The organism is Saccharopolyspora erythraea, from assembly GCF_018141105.1.
GTDB classification, from domain to species: domain Bacteria; phylum Actinomycetota; class Actinomycetes; order Mycobacteriales; family Pseudonocardiaceae; genus Saccharopolyspora_D; species Saccharopolyspora_D erythraea_A.
The window spans coordinates 7234512-7259182 of the sequence record NZ_CP054839.1; the positions used below are offsets into that span (position 1 = coordinate 7234512).

Below are 24671 nucleotides of genomic sequence, written 5' to 3' on the forward strand. Positions count from 1 at the left end.
GCGACGGGGTGCGGTTTGGGTGAGCCTCTACTCCCCGCGACGGGGTCAGGCGTGAGTGGCCTCCCATCCCCGCGACGGGGTCAGGCGCGGGTGAGCCTCTCCTGCCCGCGTGGGGTCAGGCGCGGGCGGTGTGCACGAAACGTTCCGCCGCAGGGCCTTTCGCACCTGGCGCGTTCCGCCGCAGACGCATTGTGGCGGGGGCTCGGGTGTCAGCCGGGGAAGAACGGGAGGGAGTTGCCGCCGATCGGGTTCTGCATCAGCGTCCAGAGGTCGGTCGAGTCGTCGGCCTCCCACAGGCCGCTGCGGTCGGCGACCACGACCTTCCCGCCCGGGCTGACCGCCACCGCGGTCGGCGGCTGCACGAGGTTGGCCGAGGCGTAGGGCGTCCGCTGGAACCCGTCGGACGAGAACTCCAGGACCGGTTCCGCGTTGCTGTCGGTGATCGCCACCAGCGAACGGTTGCTGAGCCACTCGACACCGGTGACGCGCAGGTCGGGAGACCTGCTCGGCAGCACCGTCGGACGTCGCAGCACCAGGTGGCCGTCCTCGTCGGAGATGCCCGCCACGATGATCTGGCCGCCGACCACCCCCGCGACCCGGGTGCCGTCGCGGGAGAGCCGCAGGTCGGTGATCTCCTTGCCCGCGGCGAACTCCCGGGCGTCGATCAGCGTCGGCACCCAGCGCCCGCCGTCGTCGAGCAGGCGGACGATGTCGCGCCGGTTGACCACGGTCCACAGCTCCGACCGTCCCCGCCACGACGGCCGCGTCATGTCCGTACCGGAGAGCTGGACCTCCGGCAGCTGACCGCCGTAGGGGCCGACACGCAGGGTGACGCCTCCGGCCGGGCTGCGCGCCACCGCCGCGAGCTTCGCGCCGTCGGCCGACTGCGCGGCCCGGACCACCTCGTACTCCCCGGATCCGGCGGGTCCCGGAACCGGCTGCGCCCGCTGGTCCAGGACGTGCAGGCGCTCGCTGGCCACGGCCAGCCCCGGCAGGTCGGGCCGCCCTGCGTTGTCGGCCTCGTAGGAGACGAAGTCCGTCGTGCGCAGGTCCTTGCCGTCGCGCAGCAGGGAAGCCCCTTCCTCCTGCAACCGGACGCGCGCGTTGCTGACGCTTTGCAGCGACAACACGATCTGGGCGGCGATCAGGCGCCGCGCCTCGTGCGGCAGGTCGCCGACGCTGCTGAGGTTGACCTCCAACGCCCCGTCGGCGGTCTCGCTGACGTTGGTCTTGGGTTGCACCTGGGCCGGGATCGCGTTGTTGAGCGACGTGCGCAGCCCCTCCGACGGCCCGGTCATCAGCAGGTCGACCACCCGGCGCGGCAGCGTGCTGGCCGGCTGCGAGACGACGTAGCGCATGTCCGGCACCACTCCGCTCCAGTCGTGGTCGAAGAAGTACACCGGCACCTGCCGGTAGTTCACCTCGAACGCCGGCTTGCTGACGACCAGCTCCACGGGAGGGTTGGTGATCCGCCACTGGCCGTTGGCCTGGCGCTCGACCCGCACCTGGGTGTTGTACTCCCCGGACTCCGGCACGAACGACTGGTCCGCGAGCAGCCTGCCGACCCGCTCGGCCTGCAGGCTCACCAGCTGCACCCCGTCGGGCAACGGCACCGGGGAGGGCGCCGGGATCGTGTCGACGTGGTCGACGATCAGCATCCCCGGCGGCGGCACCCACACTCGCCCGGCCGCGGGCGAGAGGTGCATGCGCGCGGCGGCGCGGTCGTTCTCCGGCGCGGCGCCGGCGTCGACGAAGTGGCGGACGAGCTCGAGGGAGTCGATGCCGTCGGGCGGCGGGGTCACCGGCATCGTCGTGTTGGCCTCGTCGACCCGCTTGACCGCCTCCGGGTCGGAACTCTCCGGGATCGACGCGCAGGCCGGCACGGCCAGCACGACGAGCACGAACAGGGCCAGCACGCGCCTGGTCACTTCGACTCCTCCCAGACCTCCGACAACCGCGCCGGGCCCTGGTCCCTCGGCTCCGGTTCGCCTTCGCCGTCAGCCTCCGGCAGCGGCTCGGGGGCCCCGGCCAGCAGCGCGCCCGGCGCGGCGATCCGCCTGCTGTCGGGCATCGACAGCGGGCTGGCGTCGATCTCCTCGCCCGGGGCGCGGGGCAAGGTCAGCCGGAACGACGAGCCCTCGCCCGGCTCGCCCCACGCCTCCAGAGACCCGCCGTGCAGGCGCGCGTCCTCGGAGCTGATCGACAGGCCCAGCCCGGTCCCGCCGGTCTTGCGGTCGCGCGACGGGTCGGCCCGCCAGAACCGGGTGAACACCAGCTCCGCCTCGCCCGGCCGCAGCCCGACGCCGTAGTCGCGCACGATCACCGCGACCGCGCGCTCGTTGCTGGCGAAGCGCACCTCCACCGGCCCGCCCTCGGCGTGGTCGATCGCGTTGGCCACCAGGTTGCGCACGATCCGCTCCACCCGGCGGGCGTCGGCGACGGTGGTGACCTCCTCGGACGGCAGGTCCAGCCGCAGCTCGACGCCGCTGCTGACCGCGATCGGGCGCAGCGACTCTACGGTGCGGCGCACGATCTCGGGGATGTCCAGCGGTTCGGCGGCCAGGTCGGCCACACCGGCGTCCAGCCGCGAGATCTCCAGCAGGTCGGCCAGCAGCGACTCGAAGCGGTCGAGCTCGTCGACCAGCAGCTCGGTCGAGCGGGACAGTCCCGGCGGGAACTGCTCCCGCGAGGCGTGCAGGACGTCGGCGGCCATCCGCACCGTGGTCAGCGGGGTCCGCAGCTCGTGCGAGACGTCGGAGGTGAAGCGCCGCTGGAGCTGCCCGAACTCCTCCAGCTGCTTGATCTGCTGCTTGAGGCTGTCGGCCATCTCGTTGAACGACTCGGCGAGCCTGGACACGTCGTCCTCGCCGATGACCCGCATGCGTTTGTCGAGGTCGCCGTTGGCCAGCCGCTCGGCGATCTGCGCGGCCTGGCGGACCGGCCGCACGACCTGGCGGGTGACCAGGTTCGTGATGGCGCCCAGCAGCACGAGCAGCACCGAGCCGCCGAGGAACAGCGTGCTCTGCACGAGCGCGAGGGTCTGCTGCTCGGCGGTCAGCGGGAACAGCAGGTAGACCTGCAACGGCCGGGTCGAGCTGCCGACCGGGGTGCCCACCGCGAGCATCGTGACCCGCTCGTAGCGGCGCGGCACCGTGGTGATCATGGTGGTGAGCTGCCCGCGCTCGACGAACCGCCGCAGCTGCACCGGCACGTCCCGCACGGGGCCGGCCGACGGCTGGTAGTCGCCGGTCGGTGCGTGGCCGTCGATCAGGACGGGGTCGAACGCGCTCTTGACGGTCTCGTTGGTCGACTGCCCGGAGACCGTGGTGGTCAGCCGGTTGAGCGCCGCCTCCAGCTGCTCCGACACGCGCTCGGAGTTCGGGTCGACGGCGGTCAGCTCGCGTTCGAGGATGGGCAGGCTGTACTCGAGCTGCGCGATCGCCGCGGCCTTCTTGGCCTCCACGATCTGGTAGGCGATCTGCGTCTGCAGCAGCATGCCCAGCGCGAACACGACCGCCGACGACAGCGCGAGGGTGCTGACCACCACCCGCAACTGCATCGAGCGCCGCCACATCCGCTCGAAGCTGTGCCAGCGCTGGCGGAACTCGTGGCGGGCGCGAGCGGCCATCCGCCGCGCCGTTCGGCTGCGAAGCGCCCAAGCACTCACGCCGACCGTCCCCGCGAGCACGAGTCGGGGGTCGCGACCGGGCCGCGACGCCCCGGCTCGGAGATGCCGAACGCGCGGACACCCGGGGACCGTTCACCGGGTACCGCGCCGAAGTCCTGTGCCCCACCGCGCGCAGCCACGCCGATGGCGTGCGGCAACGCGCGTCGCGGAGCGACGCCGATCACGGCGGGCCGGCCTTGTAGCCGACGCCGCGAACCGTGAGCACCACCTCGGGCCGCTCCGGGTCGCGCTCCACCTTGGAGCGCAGGCGCTGGACGTGGACGTTGACCAGCCGGGTGTCGGCCGCGTGGCGGTAGCCCCAGACCTGCTCCAGCAGGACCTCGCGGGTGAACACCTGGCGCGGTTTGCGGGCCAGGGCCACCAGCAGGTCGAACTCCAGCGGAGTCAGCGCGATCGGCTGGCCGTCGCGGGTCACCTCGTGCCCCGGGACGTCGATGGTCAGGTCGCCGATCGAGAGCACCTCGGCGGGCTCGGCGTCGGTGCGGCGCAGGCGGGCGCGCAGCCGGGCGACCAGCTCCTTCGGCTTGAACGGCTTGACGACGTAGTCGTCGGCACCGGACTCCAGGCCCAGCACGACGTCGACGGTGTCGCTCTTGGCGGTCAGCATCACGATCGGCACGACGGACTCGGTGCGGATGGCCTTGCAGACGTCGATGCCGTTCATGCCCGGCAGCATCAGGTCGAGCAGCACCAGGTCGGGTTTGAGTTCCCGCAGGGCAGGCATGGCCTTGGTGCCGTCGCTGACGACGGCGGTCTCGAAACCCTCGCCCCGGAGCACGATGGTCAGCATTTCGGCCAGGGCCGGATCGTCGTCCACCACGAGCACGCGTGCCTTCATGCCCCACATGGTTGCACTTCTCACTACCCAGCCGTGCACCGCCCGCTAAACATCCCCGCAGGTCGCCGCCTCGGACACGCCGGCCCGGCGTCCGGTACCGCCGAAAGGAGCATTGATCAACCGCACGGATCGGCTTGCGGGGCAACGAGCCGGGCCCGGGAGGGCTGGTTGGCGGTCGCGGCGGCTGCCGTGGCGGTCCGGCGGGACAGCGCGGGACGGCGTGAGAGGCGTTCCGGGCCCGGGTCGCGGTGCGGGGCGGCGGCGTCAGCGAGCCGGTGGCCACCGCGTCAGAGCATTCGTTCTCCCCAGGTCAGCGTCCGTGCTCACCGACTCGGCGCGTCGTGGTCACGCGGCCAGGACGAGGTCGGCCAGGTCGGAGAAGTCGACCTGTCCCACGCCGCTGACGACCCGCCAAGGCGACCACCAGTTCTGCTCGGCGAGTTGCGCGTAGACCTCTCCGCAGCGTTCCTGGAGCGAGGCGTCGGACTCGAAGTTGTCGCGCTGCCGTTCCTCCTCCGTGCGCTCCCGGTGCGCTGCGCGACTGGCCGCGACCTCCGTGGGCACCTGGAGCAGCAGCTGCAGGTCCGGACGGGGAAGCGCGAAGCGCTTGATCTCCAGCTCCTCGGTCCAGGCGACGAAGTCGCCCTGGGCGTCCTGGTGGAGTCGCGCCGCGCCGTAGGCGGCGTTGGAGGCGACGTAGCGGTCGAGCAGCACGACGTCGTGCGCCTCGATGTCGGCGCGCAGCGCGTCCGCCGCGCCGCGGCGGTCCAGCGCGTAGAGGACGGCCATGCCGTGGACCGAGTCGCCGAGGTCGCCGTGGCCGCCGCGGAGCGCCTCGGCCACCAGCTCGGCGTGGACGTCGGCGTCGTAGCGCGGGAACGCGACACGGGTAACGGACCGCCCGCGACGGGAGAGTTCCGCCGTGAGCCCGTCGGCGAGAGTGCGCTTGCCCGCGCCGTCCAGTCCTTCGATCACGATCAGCCGCCCCACGCCGGAAACGGTAGCCGAGGCGCTCGACCGCCCGTCACCTACCTGGGCCCCGACACTTGCTTGGTCTCCAGCTTGTGCAGCTGCGCGCTCAGCGGCGGCTGGGCGATGTGCAGCCGCGCGGCGGCGGGACGGGCGACCTGGTGCGGGGTCGGACCGGTGTTCAGACCGGACCCGCGGACGGCGGTCGCATCCCAGGTCGGACATGGGCCGGAATTCACTTCTGCCACCGGATGATTTGCTGTATACAACGTGTATGGCGAAGACGCACTCCTATGCCACGACCGTGACCTGGACCGGCAACACCGGTGACGGCACCGCCTCCTACCGCGGTTACAGCCGCGACCACGACGTGGAGGTCCCGGGCAAGCCGCGGCTGGCGGGCTCGGCAGACCCCGCGTTCCGCGGCGACCCCGCTCGCCACAACCCGGAGGACCTGCTGGTCGCCTCGCTGTCGGAATGCCACCTGCTCTGGTACCTCGCGCTGTGCAGCGCCGCCGGTGTGGTCGTCACGAGCTACCGCGACGAGGCGAGCGGGACGATGGTCGAGGACCGCGAGCGCGGCGGGCGCTTCACCGAGGTGGTACTGCGTCCGCAGGTGACCGTCTCTGCCGAGTCGATGCTGTCCAAGGCCGCCGAGTTGCACGAGCAGGCGCACGCGAAGTGCTTCATCGCGAACTCGGTGAACTTCCCGGTCCGCCACGAGCCGCAGATCAGCGTCGCGGGCTGACCCCGCTCGAGCCGATCTTCGGGCGCCCGGCCGAACGCGCCGGTGCGTTCAGTACCGGTAGTGGTCCGGTTTGTACGGACCTTCGACGTCCACGCCGATGTACTCCGCCTGGTCCTTGCTGAGCCGCGTCAGCTCCCCGCCGAGCGCTTCGACGTGGATGCGGGCGACCTTCTCGTCCAGGGCCTTCGGCAGCCGGTAGACCTCCCGGTCGTACTCCCGGTACTTGGTGAACAGCTCGATCTGCGCGATGGTCTGGTTGGAGAAGGAATTGGACATCACGAAGCTCGGGTGGCCGGTGGCGTTGCCCAGGTTGAGCAACCTGCCTTCGGAAAGCACGATGATGGACTTGCCGTCGCGGAAGACCCACTCGTCCACCTGCGGCTTGATGCTGATGCGGCGCACCCCGTCGACCCGCTCCAGACCGGCCATGTCGATCTCGTTGTCGAAGTGGCCGACGTTGCCCAGGACGGCCTGGTGCTTCATCCGGCGCATGTGGTCGACGGTGACGACGTCCTTGTTGCCGGTGGCGGTGATCAGGATGTCGGCCTTAGCAATGACGCTCTCGAGCCGGGCGACCTCGTAGCCGTCGAGCAGTGCCTGCAACGCGTTGATCGGGTCGACCTCGGTGATGATCACCCGCGCGCGCTGCCCGCGCAGCGACTCCGCCGAGCCCTTGCCGACGTCGCCGTACCCGCAGACCACCGCGACCTTCCCGCCCACCAGGACGTCGGTGGCGCGGTTGATCCCGTCGATCAGCGAGTGCCGGATGCCGTACTTGTTGTCGAACTTCGACTTGGTGACCGAGTCGTTGACGTTGATGGCCGGGAAGAGCAGCTCGCCCTGCGCCGCGAGCTGGTAGAGCCGGTTGACCCCGGTCGTCGTCTCCTCGGTGACGCCGCGGATCCGCTCGGCGGTCCGCGTCCACTTGGTGGCGTCCACGGCCAGCGACGCCCGCAGCGTCTCCAGGATCACCTTGAACTCGTCCGGGTCGTCGTCGGAGGGGTTCGGCACCACGCCGGCGCGCTCGTACTGGACTCCCTTGTGCACCAGCAGAGTCGCGTCGCCGCCGTCGTCGAGGATCATGTTGGGTCCGGCCTCGTCCGGCCAGGTGAGCATCCGCTCGGTGCACCACCAGTACTCCTCCAGCGTCTCGCCCTTCCAGGCGAAGACCGGAACGCCCCTGGGATCCTCCGGTGTGCCGTGCGGGCCGACGACGACGGCCGCCGCGGCCGAGTCGTCGGTGGAGAAGATGTTGCAGGAGGCCCAGCGCACCTCGGCCCCGAGCGCGACCAGGGTCTCGATCAGCACGGCGGTCTGCACCGTCATGTGCAGCGACCCGGAGATGCGCGCCCCGCGCAGCGGGAAGACCTCGGCGTACTCCCGGCGCAACGCCATCAGACCCGGCATCTCGTGCTCGGCGAGGCGGATCTGGTGGCGCCCGGCGGTGGCCGCACCCGGATCGGCGATCGCGAACTCGATACCGTTGCGGACCTGAAGACGTTCGTCGTTCATCGTCCGAGTACTCCTCACAGGGGGTGCTGGCGGTATAACGAGCCTACCGAGAGTGTCGGCGCGGTCGCTCGGCGAAACGATCGGGCACCGCCGGCTCGGCCGATTCCGGGACACCGGGACGTTCGGGCGACCACAATGCGAGGCGCGAAGGGGTCGCCAGGAGTGGGATCTGCGATGGAGAATCGACCAGCACGTGATCGACAGGCAACCGAGCCGGGAGGTGCTGTGCGGGTTCCCGGTCCCGACACCCGGGTCGTCGAACTGCGGGTGCACGGAATCCTCGGCACCACCGGAGACGCGCTGACCGACTCGGTGGCGTCGGTGGACGTCGCGGGCGACGGCGTCGGGCGCATCGTCCGGCCGGCCGACCGGCTCCGCCGCCCGGTTCCCGGGCCGATGCTCTCGGCGGGGGAACGCACGGTGCCCCGGGTCGTCGAGGGCTATGTCTGGGGCGGCATGACCTCGGGCGGCTGGGGCAAGGCGACGTGGGCGCTGCTGTTCCCGTTCGCCCTGGCCAACGTGGCGCACTGGATGCTGCCCTCGCCGGGGCGCGGCAACGTGTTGAGCCGCGGGCTCTCGGGGGTGCTGCGCGCCCTGCTGCGGCTTTCGGCGCTGCTGCTGACGATGCTGATGGTGGCGCAGCTGGCGGTGGTGGGCCTGGACCTGCTCGCGGCTCAGTGCCTGCGCCCGGACTCCGGTTGCCTGGGCTTCGTGCCCGACACCGTCCGGGAGCTGGACGTGCTGCGCGCCGCGGTGGGGCTGCTGCCCGTCGCGCTCGTGGTGCTGCTCATGCACCGGCTCTCGTCGGTGTCTTGGCACGTCTCGGCAGGGCGATCGGAAGGCACGCACCACTCCGCGACCGCGCCTATCCTGCCCGGCTCGAACGTGGTCTCCGACCCCGACACCGCCGCGCTGCGGGCTCTGCACGTCGCGGGAGCACTGTCCATTGTGGCGTTCCTCGCGCTCGGCGGTCCGTCCGGCTGGGCGCTTGACCCGCGCTGGCTGATCTCCGCCGCGCTCATCGTGTTCTCCGTGGTCGGCGTGCTGGTCATGGACGACCCCACCGGTTCCAACTCGCACCGGCGCGGCCAGGCGTTCCGCGCCGCCCTGCACCGCGGTCCGCGACGCACGCTGATGTCGGTCTCCGGGCTGGTGCTGCTCAGTGTCGTGGTCTTCCCCGGCTCGCTGAGCAGCGCGCTGCCCGGCTCGGGCGGCACCATCGACGCGATCACCGCGCTGATGGTGACGACGTGCATCGTGGTCGCGGTGCTGCTCGTGCCGGCCGCGTTGCTGGCCCGCTCGGGGTGGAAGCAGGTGCCGGCGCAGCTGCGCCCCTGGGCGGGCGGCTGGATGGCCGCGCCGATGCTGATGATCGCGTGCCTGCTGGGCAGCGGCTTCGGCGCCGGACTCGCGCTCAGCATCAGGCAGGCGCTGGGCGATTCCAGCCTGCTGCTGCCCGCGGCCTACGACGACCTGGCGATCTTCTGGGGCACCGCGGCCGCGCTGCTGATCGCGGTGGGCATCGTGCTCGTGCCGTACGTGCTGGTCCGGAACTGGCGGGCAGCCCAGACGGAGGGACCGGTGCCCGACGAGGTGGCGCTGCTGCACGCCGGACGCCAGCAGGACCAGAAGTCCGCGGCGGCCGCGTGGCGGCTGGCCGACCTGCAACGTCGCAACGTCCACCGGGCTCTCCTCGTGATCGCCGGTGTGCTCACCGCCTGCACCGCTCTCACGATGCTGTTGCGGTATTTCGGACTTCCGCGGACCGCGTGGTCGAACTGGCTGATCGCGCTCGGCGTGGCGACGCTGGCCGCGCTCGCGATCGGGCTGCTGCGCATGGTCTTCCTGGCCGCCACCGAGCGGAAGACCGCCCGCTACCTCGGAATCCTTTGCGACCTCACGCTCTTCTGGCCACGCGAAGCGCACCCGGTCGTTCCGCCGTGCTACGCGCTGAAGGTCATCCCCGAGCTTGCCGCGCGCGCCACCGAGCACCTCGCCGACCCCAACACCAGGGTGGTGCTGGTCGGTCACAGCCAGGGCAGCCTGCTCGCGGCGGTCGCCACCGCGCGGCTCATGGAGTCGCTGCCCGAGGAGGACCGCGAGCGCGTCGGCCTGGTGACCGCCGGTTCGCAGTTGCAGTGGGCCTACCCCCGGGCGTTCCCGGGCGTGGTGCCGCACGACTCGCTTCGCGACCTGTCCGGATCCCTCGGCGGCCGGTGGCGTTCGCTGTGCAGGGGCACGGACTCGATCGGCGGCGCCGTGAGCACCTGGAACCGCCAGGTGTTCGACGGCATGCTGATCGGTGTCGGGTTCCGCACCGACGGCACCGCCGGGCCGCTGCCCGCGGCCACGCGGGGCCCGACAGGTGCGCTCGTCCTCGGTGGCGACCACTGGCTGCCGGACCCGCAGCGCGGTCCGTTCTCCTTCCGCCGGTGGGTACCCGGCGTGCTCGGGCACACCGACTACAGCGGTGACCCGGAGTGGGACCGCGCCGTGGCCATGGCCGCCGGCCTGGAGGCCCCGACGCGCGCCGCGGCGTTGCCGCTGATCACACCGACGACCACATCGACGCCGAGTGCTTCGAAGGCGTCCGGGCCGACCGCCGCCGGGTCGGAGGTCGCCGACGCGCAGGGGGTACACGCGCAGGGGGGCGACGGCGGGTCGCTCACACTCGTGATCACGGGGCGGGGCGAGCGCGCGGCCTCGATCGCCACGGCAAGCACGGACGCCGAGGCGGAGGCAGGCGCGGAGTCGCCGGCGGGCAACGGACCCGGAGTCGACGAGCGAACCAGGGTCTGGAACGAAGCGGAGGCTGCCGAGGAGTCGAAGTCGGGGTCCGAGAACGGGACGGCGACCGGAGCCGGCTCGGGTACCTGGACGGGAGCCGAAGGTGATTCGGGCGGCGCCACGGAGACGTCGCAGAGCGAGTCCACTGCCAATGGCAAGCCGTCGGAGGCGGCCGAGCATGCCGACGACTCCTCCCGCGCCGAGCAGAGCGTGCTGCCCGAGATCACCGAGCCACGCGGGCGCACGGCGCCCTGGGAGCGGGGCCTGGCGTTGCGCTCCTCCTCCGCGGAGCGGTGAGGTTTCTCGAGAGCGGACGACCCGCCCGAGGGCGGCGAGGCCCGCGTCGAAACGGCGCTGGGCACGCGGAAGAGGGGCGCGCTGCCCGATACCCATGGCTGGCCCGGAAGGCTCTCCTGGGCAGGTCGCAGACGGCTTGGGCGGTAGTGGGCGGCCGGGCGAGCCCAGCGGCGCTACGGACACCGTCAAGCGCTCGCAGCGGCCGGCAAAGGCCGCCGAGCTCCCGGATCGTTGTCCGCAACGACAGGCGCGGGCTGACTGCCGCCCGGGCAGGTGCAGGCGCCATCCGTGTCTCGCAGTGGCCAGCCAGGTACGCAGGTCGCCGACGACGGCTCGCAGTGGCGACGAGTGCTCGCGGTGGCGTTCAGGGCTGTAGCGGGCAGCCGACCCGGCGGAAAGGGGCCGGGCCGGGGCAGCGACGCACGGCGGGCTGGTCAGGCCGTCACAGGGAGGACTGAGACTCGCTACGGCTGGCAGTGCGGGGTACGTCCGTGGCTTCGAGGTCGCCCTCGGCGGCGTTGGCCACACCGGGACGGCGAGTCGCGCTGGGACTGCGGCGTACTGCGCCGAGAGGTCGGTGCGGGCCTGGCTAGGAGTGGTCATGTGGTGCTGGCGAGGTCGCATGAGTTCATGATTCCGAGCTGACCAGCGGTAATCATCACTCATCGGAGTGAACACCTGTTCGATAACAGCGAACAAGGCCCTCACCCCGAACACGAAAGCGGCGCCATCCCGAAGGATGGCGCCGCTTCGAGTCGAGCCGGGACACCGGAGCGATGACGCTCCAGTGAGCGCCGGTGCTAGGCGTTGGGCCCCTTGCCTCCGGCACCACCGGAGGGCACCTCGGCCAGCTCGCCCCTGCCGAGCCTGGAGTGGCTGCGTCCGTACATGAAGTAGACGACCACACCGGCGGCCATCCAGACCACGAACCGGACCCAGGTCAGGGCGGTGAGGTTCAGCATCAGCCAGACGCAGGCGATGATCGCCAGGATCGGCACCAGCGGCACCATCGGCGCCTTGAAGCCGCGCGGCAGGTCGGGCCGGGTCTTGCGCAGCACGATCACACCGGCGGAGACCAGCACGAACGCGAACAGCGTGCCGACGTTGACCATCTCCTCCAGCTTGTCGGCCGGGAAGAAGCCGGAGGCCACCACGACGACGGCACCGACCAGCACGGTCGCGCGGACCGGAGTGCCCTTCTTGGGGTCGGTCTTGGACAGGGCGCGCGGCACGAGGCCGTCGCGGGACATCGCGAACAGGATTCGGATCTGCCCCAGCAGCATGACCATCACCACGGTGGTCAGACCGGCCAGCGCACCGACCGAGATGATCGCCGCGGCCCAGTCCACGCCGTTCAGCGAGAACGCGGTGGCCAGGGTCGACCGGCTGCCGTCGGGCTTGGTCGACAGGTCGGTGTACTTCGCCATGCCGGTCACCACGAACGCGACCGCGACGTACAGCACGGTGACGATCGCCAGCGAGCCGAAGATGCCCCGCGGCGCGTCCCGCTGCGGGTTGCGGGTCTCCTCAGCGGTGGTCGCCACGACGTCGAAGCCGATGAACGCGAAGAACACCAGCGACGCACCGGCCAGCAGGCCGAAGATGCCGAAGTTGCTGGTCTCGCCGCCGAGGATGAGCGAGAGCAGCGACTGCTCCAGCGCCGGACCGCTCTCCTCGGCACCCTGCGCCGGCGGGATGAACGGGGTGTAGTTCGCGGCCTTGATGAACGCGGCGCCGACCACGATGACCAGCAGCACCACCGCGACCTTGATCGCGGTGATCACCAGGCTGACCCGCGCCGACAGCTTGGTGCCGAGGGCGAGCAGGGTGGTCAGCACGACCGCCAGCAGCACCGCGCCCCAGTCGAACTGCAACGGCCCCAGCGGGAACACCGTGGGGATGTCGAGCCCGATCAGGCTCAGCACTTCCTGCAGGTAGGTCGACCAGCCCTTGCCGACGGCGGCCGCGGCGACCGCGAACTCCAGCACGAGGTCCCAGCCGATGATCCAGGCGATGAACTCGCCGAAGGTGGCGTAGGAGTACGTGTAGGCGCTGCCCGCCACCGGCACCGTCGAGGCGAACTCGGCGTAGCAGAGCGCGGCCAGCCCGCAGGCGATGGCGGCGATGATGAACGCCAGCGAGACCGCAGGCCCGGACGTGTCGCCCGCCGTGCGCGCGGCGAGCGTGAAGATGCCGGCGCCGATGACGACGGACACGCCGAAGACGATCAGGTCCCAGGCTCCCAGGTTCTTTCGGAGCTTGGTGTCCGGCTCATCGGTATCCAAGATCGATTGCTCGACCGATTTGGTTCGCCACAGCCCAGTACCTGGCACTGCCGCCTCCCTCAATCTTCCCAAATGGTGGGTCGCACCCTAGCGCCGCAGTGTTTCAATGGGAACGGCCCTGCTGGAGTCCCGCGCGGAATTCGTTAACGCCTTGTGACTCATGTTCACAGGATTGCCATTCAGGCACTACTCGTGGTTCGCGGCGGCGCCTTTGGCGGCGGTGTCCTCAGTGGTGCGCTCAAGATCGGGTTCGAGGTAGATGAGCCGCGCGGCCGAAACCTTCGAGCGGACCCGGTCCTCGGCGGCGTCGATCTCGGCGGCCACCTCCGCGACCGTCAGCGAGGAGGCGAGGCCGATCTTCGCGGCGATCAGCAGCTCGTCGGGGCCGATGTACTGGGTACGGATGTGGATGACCTTCTCGACGCGCTCGCGCGTCAGTTCGGACACGATGTCGCCGAGGACCGCCCGGTCGGCGCCCTCACCGATGAGCAGGCTCTTGGTCTCGATGATCAGGACGATCGCGATGACGCCCAGCAGGACGCCGATGCAGGCGGTGCCGATGCCGTCCCAGACCGGGTTGCCGGTGAGCACCGACAGGCCCACGCCGCCCAGGGCGAGGATCAGGCCGAACAGCGCGCCCGCGTCCTCCAGCAGCACCACCGGCAGCTCCGGCGTCTTGGCCTGGCGGATGAACTGCCACCAGCCCAGCCCGCCCTTGATCGCCCTGGACTCCTTGATCGCGGTGTGGAAGCTGAAGCTCTCCAGCGCGATGGCGATCACCAGGATGATGACCGCGACCCAGGGCGTGCTCAGCGGCTCAGGGTGCTCGATCTTGTGGTAGCCCTCGTAGAGGGCGAACACCGAGCCCAGGCTGAACAGCATCAGCGCGACGACGAACGAGTAGAAGTAGCGGTCGCGCCCGTAGCCGAACGGGTGTTCGTCGGTGGGCTTGCGCTGCGAGGTCTTCTTGCCGAGCAGCAGCAGCCCCTGGTTGGAGGTGTCGGCCACCGAGTGCACCGACTCCGCGAGCATCGATGAGGACCCGGTGACCAGGAACCCGCCGAACTTCGCCAACGCGATGCCCGCGTTCGCGACCAGCGCCGCGATGATTGCCTTGGTGCCGCCGCCTGCTGACACGCTGTCACTCCCAATTCCGGTGAGGTACCGGTGAGCTCCTCACCGGCCGAGTTCGCGAGCAATCTATCCCCGCGTCGGCCGGAAAGTACCCGTTTCGTGCGGACCATCCCAAAGCGACAGGCTGGAAGGCGGCACCGGACGCGTGGCGGCAATTGGCCCGGCCATTCGGAGCCCACCGAAGCATGGGTCGTCGGACGGCCGGGCGGGGAAACGAAACGCCAGACAGCGGGGCCGGTCGCCAGACGACTTACGGGTCAGACAACACCGGCAGCGGCGCGGAAGACCTGGGCCGCGCCGTCGGCGTCGAGGGTCGCGGGGCGGGCGACGGCCGCCTGGTCGGAGGCCGCCAGCCACACCGACTCGCCGCGCTCCAGCTGGACCGAACGACTTCCGTCCACCGTGGACAGGTGGACGCGCCCCTTGGTGCACAGCACTATCTGCGGCCCCGGCGAGTCGAGCAGGACCCCGCCGGAGTCGGCGAGCGTCCAGTCCACCCGGGACAGCTCGAACTCCTGGGCCGGGGTCTTGTAGACGGTCAGGTTCGCGTCCAGCGACTCACCCTTGAGGATCCGCATGTCACCGCAGGCGAAGTCCAGCACGCGCAGCAGCTCCGGCACGTCCACGTGCTTGGGGGTGAGCCCGCAGCGCAGGATGTTGTCGGAGTTGGCCAGGATCTCCACACCTGTGCCGTGCAGGTAGGCGTGCAGGTTCCCGGCGGGCAGGAAGATCGCCTCGCCCGGTTGCAGCACCAGCCGGTTGAGCAGCAGGCTGGCCAGCACACCGGCGTCGTTCGGGTACGCCTCGCCCAGCTCCAGCACCGTGCGGCACTCCAGCGCGAACTCGCCGCGCTCGCGCACGTGCTCGACACACGCGTCCAGCAGCTCCGGCATCACGTCGCGCAGGTAGTGCTCGGGCAGGGTGATCCACGTGGTGAACAGCGCCCGCAGGCCGTCGGCGTCGGGCTGGGCCGCCAGCAGACCCCGGTGCGCGCGCAGGCTCGGCACGTCGAGCGCGTCGAGCAGCCGCACGGTGCGGCCGGCCTCGCGGAACCCGGCCAGCGCGTGGAACTCGGTCAGCGCGCAGATCAGCTCCGGCTTGGCGGTGGGGTCCGGGTAGTTGCGGTTGGCGGCGTTGCGCGGGATGCCCGCCGACTCCTCCCGCGCGAAGCCCTCGGCCGCCTGCTCCGCCGACGGGTGCGCCTGCAGGCTCAGCGGCTCGTCGGCGGCCAGCACCTTGAACAGGAACGGCAGCCTGCCGCCCCAGCGGTCCTTGCAGCCGGCGCCGAGGTGGTGCGCCGGATCGGCGTCCAGCAGCTCCAGCAGCGACTCTTCAGAACCGTCGTGGCGGACCAGCATCGAGGGGTCACCCGGGTGCGCACCCATCCACAGCTCTGCCTCGGGGTGCGGCGTCGGGACCGGACGGCCGAGCAGGTCCGCGATCGCGGTGCGCGAACCCCAGGCGTAGGGGCGCACCGCGTTCCGCAGTAACTCCACAGTCGTTCTCGCTTCCTCGTCTCACGCCTGCTCGTTCGTCCACCGGCACCGGCGCCGCGCCGGACACAGCACACCCTCCGGCGGGGAGCGCCGCATCAGGGCTGTCCCTGAGCTTGCCCTCAGTGCATCGCCAGGGCTTGCCAGCCGGGACCGTCGAGCGTGCCCGCCGCCAGCCCCAGGTACACGGCGGCGAGGTCGAACCGAACGGCCAGCAGCGCCGACCGCAGGACGGCGTCGTCGCGCACCGACTCGCCCGGGGTGACCAGGTCGGCTGCCGGCAGGTCGCGAACCGCGGCCCGCTCGGTGGCCTCGCTCTCGGCGTCGAACCGAGCGCTGACCAGGAACACGCGCATCAGACCGCCGGGGTTGTCCTCGGGGTCGGCGAACAGGTCCGCCTCCGAACCCAGGCCCCGCGCCGTGCGGTGCAGGGCCTGACGGGCGACCGCCTGCTGGTAGCTCGAAACGTCGCAGGCCGTGCCCGCGTGGCAGCCCAGCGCGTAGGCGCCGTGCTCGGCGACCGCGGTGGACACCTGGTCGAGCCCCCACAGCAGCGGCGCGCGGTCGGCCAGCCGCATCGCCAGCGACTTCGCCGGGTTCATCAGCAGTTCGTGGGACGGGTGCGCCCGGGCGGCCTCGCGGTCCAGCTCGTCGGCGAGCGTCTCGGTGTCGGCGCGCAGCAGACCGAGGGCGCCGAACAGGCTCAGGCCGGCGGTGAAGGCGTGCGCGAAGCTCAGCGCCGGCGGCACCGGCACCTTCGGCGCGATGACCTTCGCGCGGCCCGCGGCGGCAGCCGCCACCGGGCCCTCCGCCGGGACGGCCAGGACCACGGTCGCGCCGCGGCGCGCGGCGACCGACACCGACTCCGCCAGCACCGGGTCCCCCGCGTCGTCGGTGGCGGCGAACACGACGTCGAGCGCGCCCACCCAGGTCGGCGCGGTGTCGGCCACGACGACCGGGACCGGGCACGACTGCCCGGCCAGCGCGGCGAGCAGCCGGCACACCGCGGGCGAGACACCCGGACGGGCCAGCAGCACCACCGCTCGTGGCCTGCCGTCGGCGAGGTCGTCGAGTCCTGTCTCGGCGGTCACCTCGACCGCCGAACGCACCTGCGCGCCGGCCATCGCGGCCGAGCGCAGCAACCCCCTGGTGTCGACGTCGGCGAGCCTGGCCGGGTCGTCGAAGAGGCTGTCGTCGAGCACGAGACGTCACCCCTCTCCGGGATCGCCTGGAGCGGGACCGCCGACGGCCTCCTCCAGCAGCAGCACCGGGATGCCGTCGCGGACCGGGAACCCGCGACCGCAGGAAGTGCAGGTCAGCAGGCCGTCATCGCTCTGCCGCAGCGGCGCGTGCGCCGGGCACGGGCAGGCCAGGATCTCCAGCAACTGCGGTTCCAAGTCAACGGCCACGTTTCCTCCCAAGCCCGCCGGGGAGTGCGCGCTCCACCGGCCCGTCGCATCGATCTCAGCCTCGCACGACCGCGAGTACCTCATCGCGGAGCGCGGCCATGGCGTTAGTGTCCCTGGCCTCGACGTTGAGCCGGAGCAGCGGTTCGGTGTTGGACGGGCGCAGGTTGAACCACGACCCGTCCGCGAGTTCCACGGTAAGCCCGTCCAGCTCGTCGGCACGAGCGCCATTCCGGTCAGCGAACACCTCGGCGACGCGCCGCATCCGCTCCTGCTGGTCGTCCACGGTCGAGTTGATCTCGCCGGACGCGGCGTAGCGGGTGTACTCGGCCATCAGCTCCGACAGCGGCCGCTGCTGGCCGCCGAGCGCCGCGAGCACGTGCAGAGCGGCGAGCATGCCGGAGTCGGCCCGCCAGAAGTCGCGGAAGTAGTAGTGGGCCGAGTGCTCGCCGCCGAAGATGGCGCCGGTCTCGGCCATCGTCTGCTTGATGAACGAGTGGCCGACGCGGGTGCGGACCGGCTCGCCGCCGTGCTCGGTGACGATCTCCGGCACCGCCTTGGAGGTGATCAGGTTGTGGATGATCGTGCCGCCCGGCTCCTTGGCCAGCTCGCGGACCGCGACCAGGCCGGTGATCGCGCTCGGCGCGACCGGTTCGGCGCGCTCGTCGACGACGAAGCAGCGGTCGGCGTCGCCGTCGAAGGCCAGCCCCGCGTCCGCACCGATCTCGCGCACCTTCGCCTGCAGGTCGACGAGGTTGGCCGGGTCCAGCGGGTTGGCCTCGTGGTTGGGGAAGGTGCCGTCGAGCTCGAAGTACATCGGGACCACCTCGACCGGCAGCCCCTCGAAGACGGTGGGCACGGTGTGCCCGCCCATGCCGTTGCCGGCGTCGACGACGACCTTGAGCGGGCGGATGCCGCGGAGGTCGACCAGCTCGCGCAGGAACAGCGAGTACTCGGCGACCATGTCGCGGCCGGTGACCGAGCCCTTGGCGCCGAGGAACTCCGGCACGCCGTGGGCCACCAGCTCCTGGATCTCCGAGAGGCCGCTGTCCTGGCCGACCGGGGCCGCGCCGGACCGGCAGAGCTTGATCCCGTTGTACTTGGCCGGGTTGTGGCTGGCGGTGAACATCGCGCCGGGCAGCTCGAGCTTGCCGGAGGCGAAGTAGAGCATGTCGGTGCTGGCCAGGCCGATCTCGACCACGTCGACGCCCTGCCCGGTGACCCCCTCGGCGAACGCTTCGGCCAGGCCCGGGGACGACTCGCGCATGTCGTGGCCCACCACCACGGCGGGCCCGCCCACCAGCCGGGTGAAGGCGGCGCCGATGTCGCGGACCGCGTCCGCGTCGAGCTGCTCGCCCACCACCCCGCGGATGTCGTACGCCTTGACGATCCCCGACAGGTCCCGCACGCTGCACACTCCCCAATGCCGTCGACATCCACCTGGTGCGGTGCGAAGCCTACCGGCGATCGTGCTCGTCGTGGCGTTGCACGGCCCCCCGGCGAGCTGTTCATCACGTGTATTCGTGCTGTTCGCGCGCCGGGTACCGCGAGGTGGTGCAGTGGCCCTTACTCTTCCCGCGGGTCCGGTAGCGCGCGCAGGTGGCCGCGCCGACCGCCGCCGACCGAGAAGTCGGGGGCCTCGGGCTGCCGGTCGGGTCGTCCGGCCTCGCGGACGGCCTCGGCGAGCGCGGTGAGGTCGTCGGCGGACGGTTCCGGGAGCGCGAACTCACCCTCGTGGCGTACGACCTCCCAGCCCTTGGGGACGGTCAGGCGCAGGGCGTGCTCCTCGCACAGGTCGTAGCTGTGCGGTTCGGCGTAGGTGGCCAGCGGTCCGACGACCGCCGTGGAGTCCGCGTAGGCATAAGTGAGCGTGGCAACGGCCGGGTTGGTACACCCGGTCCGCGAGCAACGCCTCACGCTCCGCACGACACGCACGATAGCGTCCCGCTTCCGGCCCGCGCCGCAGGCACGCGGAAACGAGCCGAGGCGACCGGCGCCACGGCGGTTACCGACGGCGTACCCTCACCACGTGGTGACCGCACGTGGATCTCGGCGCCGGACGCTGCTTCGGCGGGACAGGCGAGGCCGTGGCCTGCGCGGACCGCTGTACCCGTCCTCGGTCCCGGTGGCCAGGAGCCGTTCCCAGCGCTTCGACGCACTGGTGCTGGAGGCGCTCGAGCCGATCGAACAGCGCTGGCACGCCGAGCTGACCCAGCTCGACGTGGCGGTGGACGAGGTACCGGAGGTCACCACCACGGCCGCCGAGAAGGTGGTGTGGGACGACGACGTCGTCGTCGACGCCAACGTGCCCCTCGCCCGGCTCGTCCCGGCGGGGGTCGACCGGCGGGGGCTGCCCACCCGTGCGCGCATCGTGCTGTACCGGCGCCCGCTGGAGGCCAGGGCCCGCGACGGCACCGACATGGCCGACCTGCTGCACGACGTGCTGATCGAGCAGGTCGCCACCTACCTCGGCCTGGATCCGGACGTCATCGAGGGGCAGTGACCCGGCGGCGCCGCTCCGGCAGCGCCCCGACCACCGTGAACAGGATCGCCGCCGCCTGCACGACCAGCAGCGCCGTCCGGGCCGCGCCCGAGTAGGCGACGCGCACCTCACCCGGGTGCTCCGGCAGCGGGACCGCGACCTGGTGGCCCCACGCGGTCGCCAGGGGCGCCGGGGCGCCGTTGATCCACGCCTGCCAGCCCGGTTCGTTCTCCGCACCGACCACGAGCAGCCTGCCGACACCGCCCTCGGACACCCGGACCGCGAAGTCCGGGGGCTGGGCGGGCACGGTCAGCGGCCTGGCCTGCGGTGACGGCGCCGCCTCCGCCCTGGCCTGCCGGGCGAGGTCGGGACCGAGCACCTCGACGGGGCTGTTCGGCAGCAGGATGCGGAACACCTCGCTGCCGTCGGCCAGCCGTCCGTGCGGCAGGACCAGGTCGCCCGCCGCCCCGGTCAGCTCCGCGCCCGTGCCCTGCGGTACCCCGACGAATCCGGCGCCGCGCGCGGCGGCCGAGGCCAGAGCGGTTCGCACCCGGGCGGGGTCGCCGGACAGCAGCTCGTCGTCGATGTGGTGCAGCCACTCGGTCGCGCTTGGTACCGGCACCAGGTCGTCATCGCCGAAGCGCGGGGAGCGCCCCTCGACCAGCCGCGGTGGCTGCGGTCCGCGTTCGACGAGCAGCAGCGCACCCGGCCGGTCGAGGTCAGCCGCGAGGGCCGGCGTGGTGCGGCCCTGCTGGGCGGTCAGGGGGCCTCCGATGCCGGCCAGCGCCGAGCCGACCGCCAGCACCAGGAGCGCAACCGCAGGCACCGCCTTCGGCATCGCCGGTGGGTGCGCGAGCACCGTCCACAGCGCCCCCGCGGCGACCAGCACCAGCGGCGCACCCGCCCAGCCGGTGCTCGCGGGGCCGCCTCCGACGGGCGCGGCCTGCACGAACGCGACCACGGCGGCGAGCGCCCAGCCGGTGACCATCACCACGACGCCCGGCAGCATCGCCCGCCTGCGCCCCAGCACCAGCGCCGCCGCGGCGCCCAGCACGAGCAGCCCGCCAGCCCAGCCCACCGGTGACGGCGTCAGCGCGAGCAGCCAGGGGGCGGAAGCGGCGGACTCGGTGGTCCGTGCGCCCGGCCCGTGCAGCAGGAGCTGCGAATGGCGGACCAGGACGACCGGCCACGGCAGCAGGCACGCCACCGAGAGCAGCACGACGGCCGCCAGGCCCGCGACCCGCCGGGGCGCCTTGCGGGCCTCGCCCGGCACGAGCACGAAGCCGAGCAACGCCAGCGCGAGCAGCGCGACCTGCACGAGCGGGGCGAACGCGCCGACGACGGCCAGCCCGAGCGCGGTCAGGCACGCCGTGCCCAGCCAGCTCCGGTCGTGCTTGACGGGCGTCAGGCGCGCCAGCCCGACGACCGACGCCAGGCCCGCCAGCAGCGGCGGCACGAGCACGTGCGCCACCATGACGTCGACCCGCCCATGCGCGGCGGACGACACCGCGACCGGTAACAGGGCGTAGGCGCCCGCGGCGGTCGCGCGCCACGTCCGGGAGACAGGCAGGGCGCGGGTCGCCACGTAAGCGGCGACCCCGGCGAGCGGGACGCCGAACAGCAGCAGTGCCGAAACCACCGTCGCCGGTCCGCCGAACACCGCGCCCAGGACTCCCAGCACCAGCAGCGACGCGGGTGCGGGCGAGGCCGTACCGCCGTTTACCGGGTGCCAGGCGGCCAGATAGTCGGCCCACGTCTGGGCGAGGTCGCCGACGGGCAGCAGGCGACCGCCGTGCAGCCCCGGCCCGAACCGCGGGTGTTCGGCGAGCAGGCCGTGGGTGACCAGCGCGAAGACCACGAGTGCCACGGCGAGCACGACCGGGGGCGTCAGCAGGAGCTCGCGCAGCACGCGCCAGCGGTCGACCGGCACGAGCAGGAGTTCCTGGTCCGGTGCGGGGACGTTCTCGTGCGGTGCCTCACCGTTCCTCGGCACCGGCGATGGCCGTGGCCGCGGGCTCGGTCCCGGCGCGGGCACCACCTCCACCGGGACGACGACCGGCGCCGCGGGCCTGCGCAGCCCCGCCGCCCGCCTGCCCACCGCGCCGGCAGGCAGGGCGTCCGGCCCGACCAGCCGGGTGGTGTCGCGACCTGCCGAGGGGTCGGCGTCCTGCGCGGTCGTGCTTTCGGAGTCGGTCGTGCTTTCGGAGTCGGCTGGGTCGGCAGCGGCCGTGTCCGGAGTGGCCGGTCCGTTGCCCGGCGTGCCCACCAGGGCGGAGGCTGCCGGTACCGAGCGCAGCGACTCCGGCCTGCGCCCGAGCACGACGTCGCGCCGCACGCGGTCGCGGACCAGGCCGGCGAACGCGGCGCGCAGACCGTCGCGGAGCCGGGTCAGCCGACTGGTCAGCAATCCCCGCACGCCGTGGCGCTTCGGGATCAGCGCCGTCCGCGACCGGCGGCCCGGCCGCAACCCCAGACCTCCGGTGAGCAGCCGTCGCAGCACCGACAGCTCGGCCGCCGTCTCCGGCCAGCGCCGGAGCAACGCGAACCCGAGCGCCCGCGCCACCGCGAGCACGAACAGCCTGGGCACACCGAAGACGTAGGACCAAACCGCCGTGTTGACCAGGAATGTCCGGACGCCGTCCACCCGCTCGGCCGCGCGCCTGCTCCGGAACCCGCGCGCCCTGAACGCGTCCGGGCTGCGGAGGTCCGTGCTCATCGCGCGTGCATGCCGCATGCGTGCGCTGGGCACGAATAGGACCAGGTGGCCGTCCGCGTTGATGCGCCATCCGAGGTCGACATCGTCGAAGGCGGTGGCGTCGTCGTCGAAACCGCCGAGCCGCTCGAAGACGTCGCGCCGGACGAGCGCGCCCGCCGTGCCGACGGCGAGGACTTCGGACACCGCCAGCGACGCACCGGGTTCCCCGAGCGCGGGGTCCAGTTCGGACGGTCCGATGCCGGTCTGGCGGTTGCCGGAGGCGTCGGTCGACAACCCGGCGTCGACGACGAGCCGGGGATCGTCCCAGTCCAGGCCGAGCGGCCCCAGCATCGCCGCCGTCGAGTCGAGATCGGCGACCTCGAGCAGGTTGCGCAGGCAGTCCGGCTCAGGCGCGGAGTCGTCGTGCAGCAACCACAGCCAGCGCCCCGGATCACCCCAGCGTTCGGTGGCGTGCTCCAGGGCCGCCGACACCGCCGCGCCGAATCCGGTCTCCGCGGGCAGTTCGAGCACTCCGTCGACGACGCCTTCGGCCGCCGCCCGCGCGAGCTGCTCCGATGTGGACGAACCGGTGTCCACCGCCAGCACGTGCCTGGGACCGACGGTGAGCCCGCGCAACGCGCGCAGGACGTCAGCCGACCATTCGGCTCCGTCGTGGCACACCAGCACCACAAGAACCGGTGCGGTGTCCAAACGGGGCGTGCTCGCGGCCAACTCTTCCTCCCACCGCCGTGATCAGCTACCGCACGACGGTAAACGAGCGAGGATGCGAAGAGTTGCCCTGCCGAAGCGGGCTAGACCGCGCGGCGCTTCAACTTCCGGCGCTCGCGCTCGGAAAGACCGCCCCAGATCCCGAATCTCTCGTCGTGTTCGAGGGCGTATTCCAGGCATTCCGATCGGACCTCGCACCCGGCGCAGATCCGCTTGGCCTCCCTGGTCGAACCGCCTTTCTCCGGGAAGAAAGCCTCAGGATCGGTCTGCGCGCACAACGCGCGCTCCTGCCATTCCTGTTCTTCCTCCCCGAGATCGAACAGCCCGTTCAGGATGTCGAGTTCCGCCAGGTGCGGGTCTTCCCGCTCCATGAGACGGCCCTCCGTCGTTTCCCACATCGGTCCTCCCCCGGGTCTCTCCCATTCCATTCGGTCCTCCCCAGGACCTGAACGGGACGCACTCCCACTTGCGATTCCCCGGCCGGTTCTCCCCTCCGGCCGGGCGCTGACGCGCACCGCACCCGCGACCCGCTCCGCCACGGCGGAATCGGCGCTGCCGGCACCGCCGATGACGCTCAGCTCCACCCGGAACAGCGGTGCTGCCCGCGACGAGCGGCTTCCGGACCGCTGGCCTGGTGAACGTCAACGGAGAATGACACCACTGTGATTACACCCGTGTAGCTCCATGCGGTCAAGTGGAGACCATCCGTAGGGGGAACCCTCGCGCGCATCCGCTCAGAGTCATCGGATGAGCACTTACGGCGCATGATCGAGTGCTCCGTACAGCGGTATCTGCCTTCATGATCAATGCATACCACCCGGTGCCGCCCCGCGCCCGTTGTCGGACGGGGACACTGGTCCGGTGATGAACTCCGCAGTCCGGGTAAGTCCGCTGTTCCTCGCGCTCGTCGCCGTCACCGTCGCGGGCGGTGTGCTGGCGACCTTCCCAAACATGGTCGCGATCACCACCGGAGTCGTGCTGATCGTGCTCGGTGGGTGGGCCACATCGTTGTGCCTGCACGAATTCGGCCACGCGCTCACCGCCTACCGCGGCGGCGACCTGTCTGTCCGCTCCAAGGGCTATCTGTCACTGGATCCCAGGCACTACACCGACCCGGTCCTGAGCATCGTGCTGCCGCTGCTGTTCGTCGCGATCGGCGGCATTCCGCTGCCCGGTGGCGCGGTGTGGATCAACCACCACGCCCTGCGGACGCGACGCGTGGAGTCGATGGTCTCGCTGGCCGGTCCGCTGACCAACCTCGTGCTGGGCGTCGCGCTGACCGCCGTGGTGGCCACGGTGCCGATGCCCGAAGGGCTCGGCGCCGGCCTGAGCTACCTGGCCTACCTGCAGGTGATCGCGTTCGTGCTGAACATCCTGCCGATCCCGGGCCTGGACGGCTACGGCGCGATCGAGCCGTGGCTGTCCGGACCGGCGCGGGAGTTCGGCGAGAAGGCGCGGCCGTGGGCGCCGCTGGTGCTGTTCGCGTTGATCCTGGCCACGCCGCTCGGCGGCCTCTTCTTCGACGTCTCGTACCTGCTGTTCGACGCGGTGGGTGGCGACGCCGGGCTGACGGCCGCGGGCATGAGCACCTTCCGCTTCTGGATGTGA

General features: G+C 71.8%; 19 protein-coding genes. 4 read left to right on the forward strand and 15 right to left on the reverse strand.

Features of this window, described 5'->3' with window-relative positions; genetic code table 11:
• Window positions 1-209 precede the first annotated feature (209 nt).
• From HUO13_RS32325 to HUO13_RS32345, 5 genes are all read right to left on the reverse strand, one after another.
• On the reverse strand, window positions 210-1928 hold the full coding sequence (locus HUO13_RS32325) for an LpqB family beta-propeller domain-containing protein (RefSeq protein WP_249124231.1): 1719 nt from the start codon (window positions 1926-1928) through the stop codon (window positions 210-212).
• Window positions 1925-3628: an MtrAB system histidine kinase MtrB gene (mtrB, locus tag HUO13_RS32330; protein ID WP_249124232.1), complete on the reverse strand. Its 1704-nt coding sequence runs from the start codon at window positions 3626-3628 to the stop codon at window positions 1925-1927. The genes HUO13_RS32325 and mtrB overlap by 4 nt, the downstream gene beginning before the upstream one ends.
• Window positions 3629-3848: 220 nt before the next feature.
• Window positions 3849-4526, reverse strand: coding sequence for an MtrAB system response regulator MtrA (mtrA, locus tag HUO13_RS32335; protein ID WP_044548066.1), 678 nt, complete (start codon window positions 4524-4526; stop codon window positions 3849-3851).
• A 345-nt stretch (window positions 4527-4871) separates the two neighbouring features.
• Window positions 4872-5516 carry a dTMP kinase gene (locus HUO13_RS32340; RefSeq protein ID WP_211898700.1) on the reverse strand — a complete coding sequence of 215 codons (645 nt, stop codon included), beginning with the start codon at window positions 5514-5516 and terminating at the stop codon, window positions 4872-4874.
• Between the two features lie 38 nt (window positions 5517-5554).
• A complete protein-coding gene (locus HUO13_RS32345) occupies window positions 5555-5743 on the reverse strand; it encodes a hypothetical protein (RefSeq protein ID WP_211898701.1) in 189 nt (62 codons plus the stop codon).
• A gap of 26 nt (window positions 5744-5769) precedes the next feature.
• On the opposite strand from HUO13_RS32345, the gene HUO13_RS32350 reads away from it, so the two are divergent.
• The gene (locus HUO13_RS32350) at window positions 5770-6243 is read left to right on the forward strand and encodes an OsmC family protein (RefSeq protein WP_211898702.1); all 474 of its coding nucleotides are present in this window, start codon (window positions 5770-5772) and stop codon (window positions 6241-6243) included.
• A gap of 48 nt (window positions 6244-6291) precedes the next feature.
• On the opposite strand, the gene ahcY is transcribed toward HUO13_RS32350, so the two are convergent.
• Window positions 6292-7755 (reverse strand): adenosylhomocysteinase, encoded by a 1464-nt coding sequence (gene ahcY / locus HUO13_RS32355; protein WP_211898703.1) that lies wholly within the window; start codon window positions 7753-7755, stop codon window positions 6292-6294.
• 225 nt (window positions 7756-7980) lie between these two features.
• On the opposite strand from ahcY, the gene HUO13_RS32360 reads away from it, so the two are divergent.
• Window positions 7981-10839 carry a hypothetical protein gene (locus HUO13_RS32360; protein WP_211898704.1) on the forward strand — a complete coding sequence of 953 codons (2859 nt, stop codon included), beginning with the start codon at window positions 7981-7983 and terminating at the stop codon, window positions 10837-10839.
• An 800-nt stretch (window positions 10840-11639) separates the two neighbouring features.
• Here HUO13_RS32360 and HUO13_RS32365 read toward each other — a convergent pair.
• The 7 genes from HUO13_RS32365 to HUO13_RS32395 form a co-directional block, all read right to left on the reverse strand.
• Window positions 11640-13172 (reverse strand): amino acid permease, encoded by a 1533-nt coding sequence (locus HUO13_RS32365; protein WP_211898705.1) that lies wholly within the window; start codon window positions 13170-13172, stop codon window positions 11640-11642.
• 138 nt (window positions 13173-13310) lie between these two features.
• The gene (locus tag HUO13_RS32370; protein ID WP_211898706.1) at window positions 13311-14261 is read right to left on the reverse strand and encodes a cation diffusion facilitator family transporter; all 951 of its coding nucleotides are present in this window, start codon (window positions 14259-14261) and stop codon (window positions 13311-13313) included.
• A 254-nt stretch (window positions 14262-14515) separates the two neighbouring features.
• Window positions 14516-15754: a mannose-6-phosphate isomerase, class I gene (manA, locus tag HUO13_RS32375; protein WP_211898707.1), complete on the reverse strand. Its 1239-nt coding sequence runs from the start codon at window positions 15752-15754 to the stop codon at window positions 14516-14518.
• 119 nt (window positions 15755-15873) lie between these two features.
• Window positions 15874-16953: an SIS domain-containing protein gene (locus HUO13_RS32380; protein ID WP_211898708.1), complete on the reverse strand. Its 1080-nt coding sequence runs from the start codon at window positions 16951-16953 to the stop codon at window positions 15874-15876.
• Between the two features lie 6 nt (window positions 16954-16959).
• Entirely contained in the window at window positions 16960-17160 is a 201-nt protein-coding gene (locus HUO13_RS32385) for a Trm112 family protein (protein WP_029621875.1), read from the reverse strand.
• A 55-nt stretch (window positions 17161-17215) separates the two neighbouring features.
• Entirely contained in the window at window positions 17216-18565 is a 1350-nt protein-coding gene (locus HUO13_RS32390) for a phosphomannomutase/phosphoglucomutase (RefSeq protein ID WP_211898709.1), read from the reverse strand.
• Between the two features lie 158 nt (window positions 18566-18723).
• On the reverse strand, window positions 18724-19083 hold the full coding sequence (locus HUO13_RS32395) for a DUF3499 domain-containing protein (protein ID WP_193755466.1): 360 nt from the start codon (window positions 19081-19083) through the stop codon (window positions 18724-18726).
• Window positions 19084-19186: 103 nt separating this feature from the next.
• Here HUO13_RS32395 and HUO13_RS32400 point away from each other — a divergent pair, with 103 nt between their 5' ends.
• A complete protein-coding gene (locus tag HUO13_RS32400) occupies window positions 19187-19660 on the forward strand; it encodes a metallopeptidase family protein (protein ID WP_170108602.1) in 474 nt (157 codons plus the stop codon).
• Here the strand turns inward: HUO13_RS32400 and HUO13_RS32405 are convergent.
• Together HUO13_RS32405 and HUO13_RS32410 are read right to left on the reverse strand one after the other, a co-directional pair.
• Window positions 19644-23066: a glycosyltransferase gene (locus HUO13_RS32405; protein WP_432757791.1), complete on the reverse strand. Its 3423-nt coding sequence runs from the start codon at window positions 23064-23066 to the stop codon at window positions 19644-19646. The genes HUO13_RS32400 and HUO13_RS32405 overlap by 17 nt on opposite strands.
• Window positions 23067-23146: 80 nt before the next feature.
• A complete protein-coding gene (locus HUO13_RS32410; protein ID WP_011875050.1) occupies window positions 23147-23434 on the reverse strand; it encodes a WhiB family transcriptional regulator in 288 nt (95 codons plus the stop codon).
• 490 nt (window positions 23435-23924) lie between these two features.
• Between HUO13_RS32410 and HUO13_RS32415 the strand changes: the two genes are divergently transcribed.
• Window positions 23925-24671, forward strand: a complete 747-nt coding sequence (locus HUO13_RS32415) for a site-2 protease family protein (RefSeq protein WP_211898710.1) — start codon at window positions 23925-23927, stop codon at window positions 24669-24671.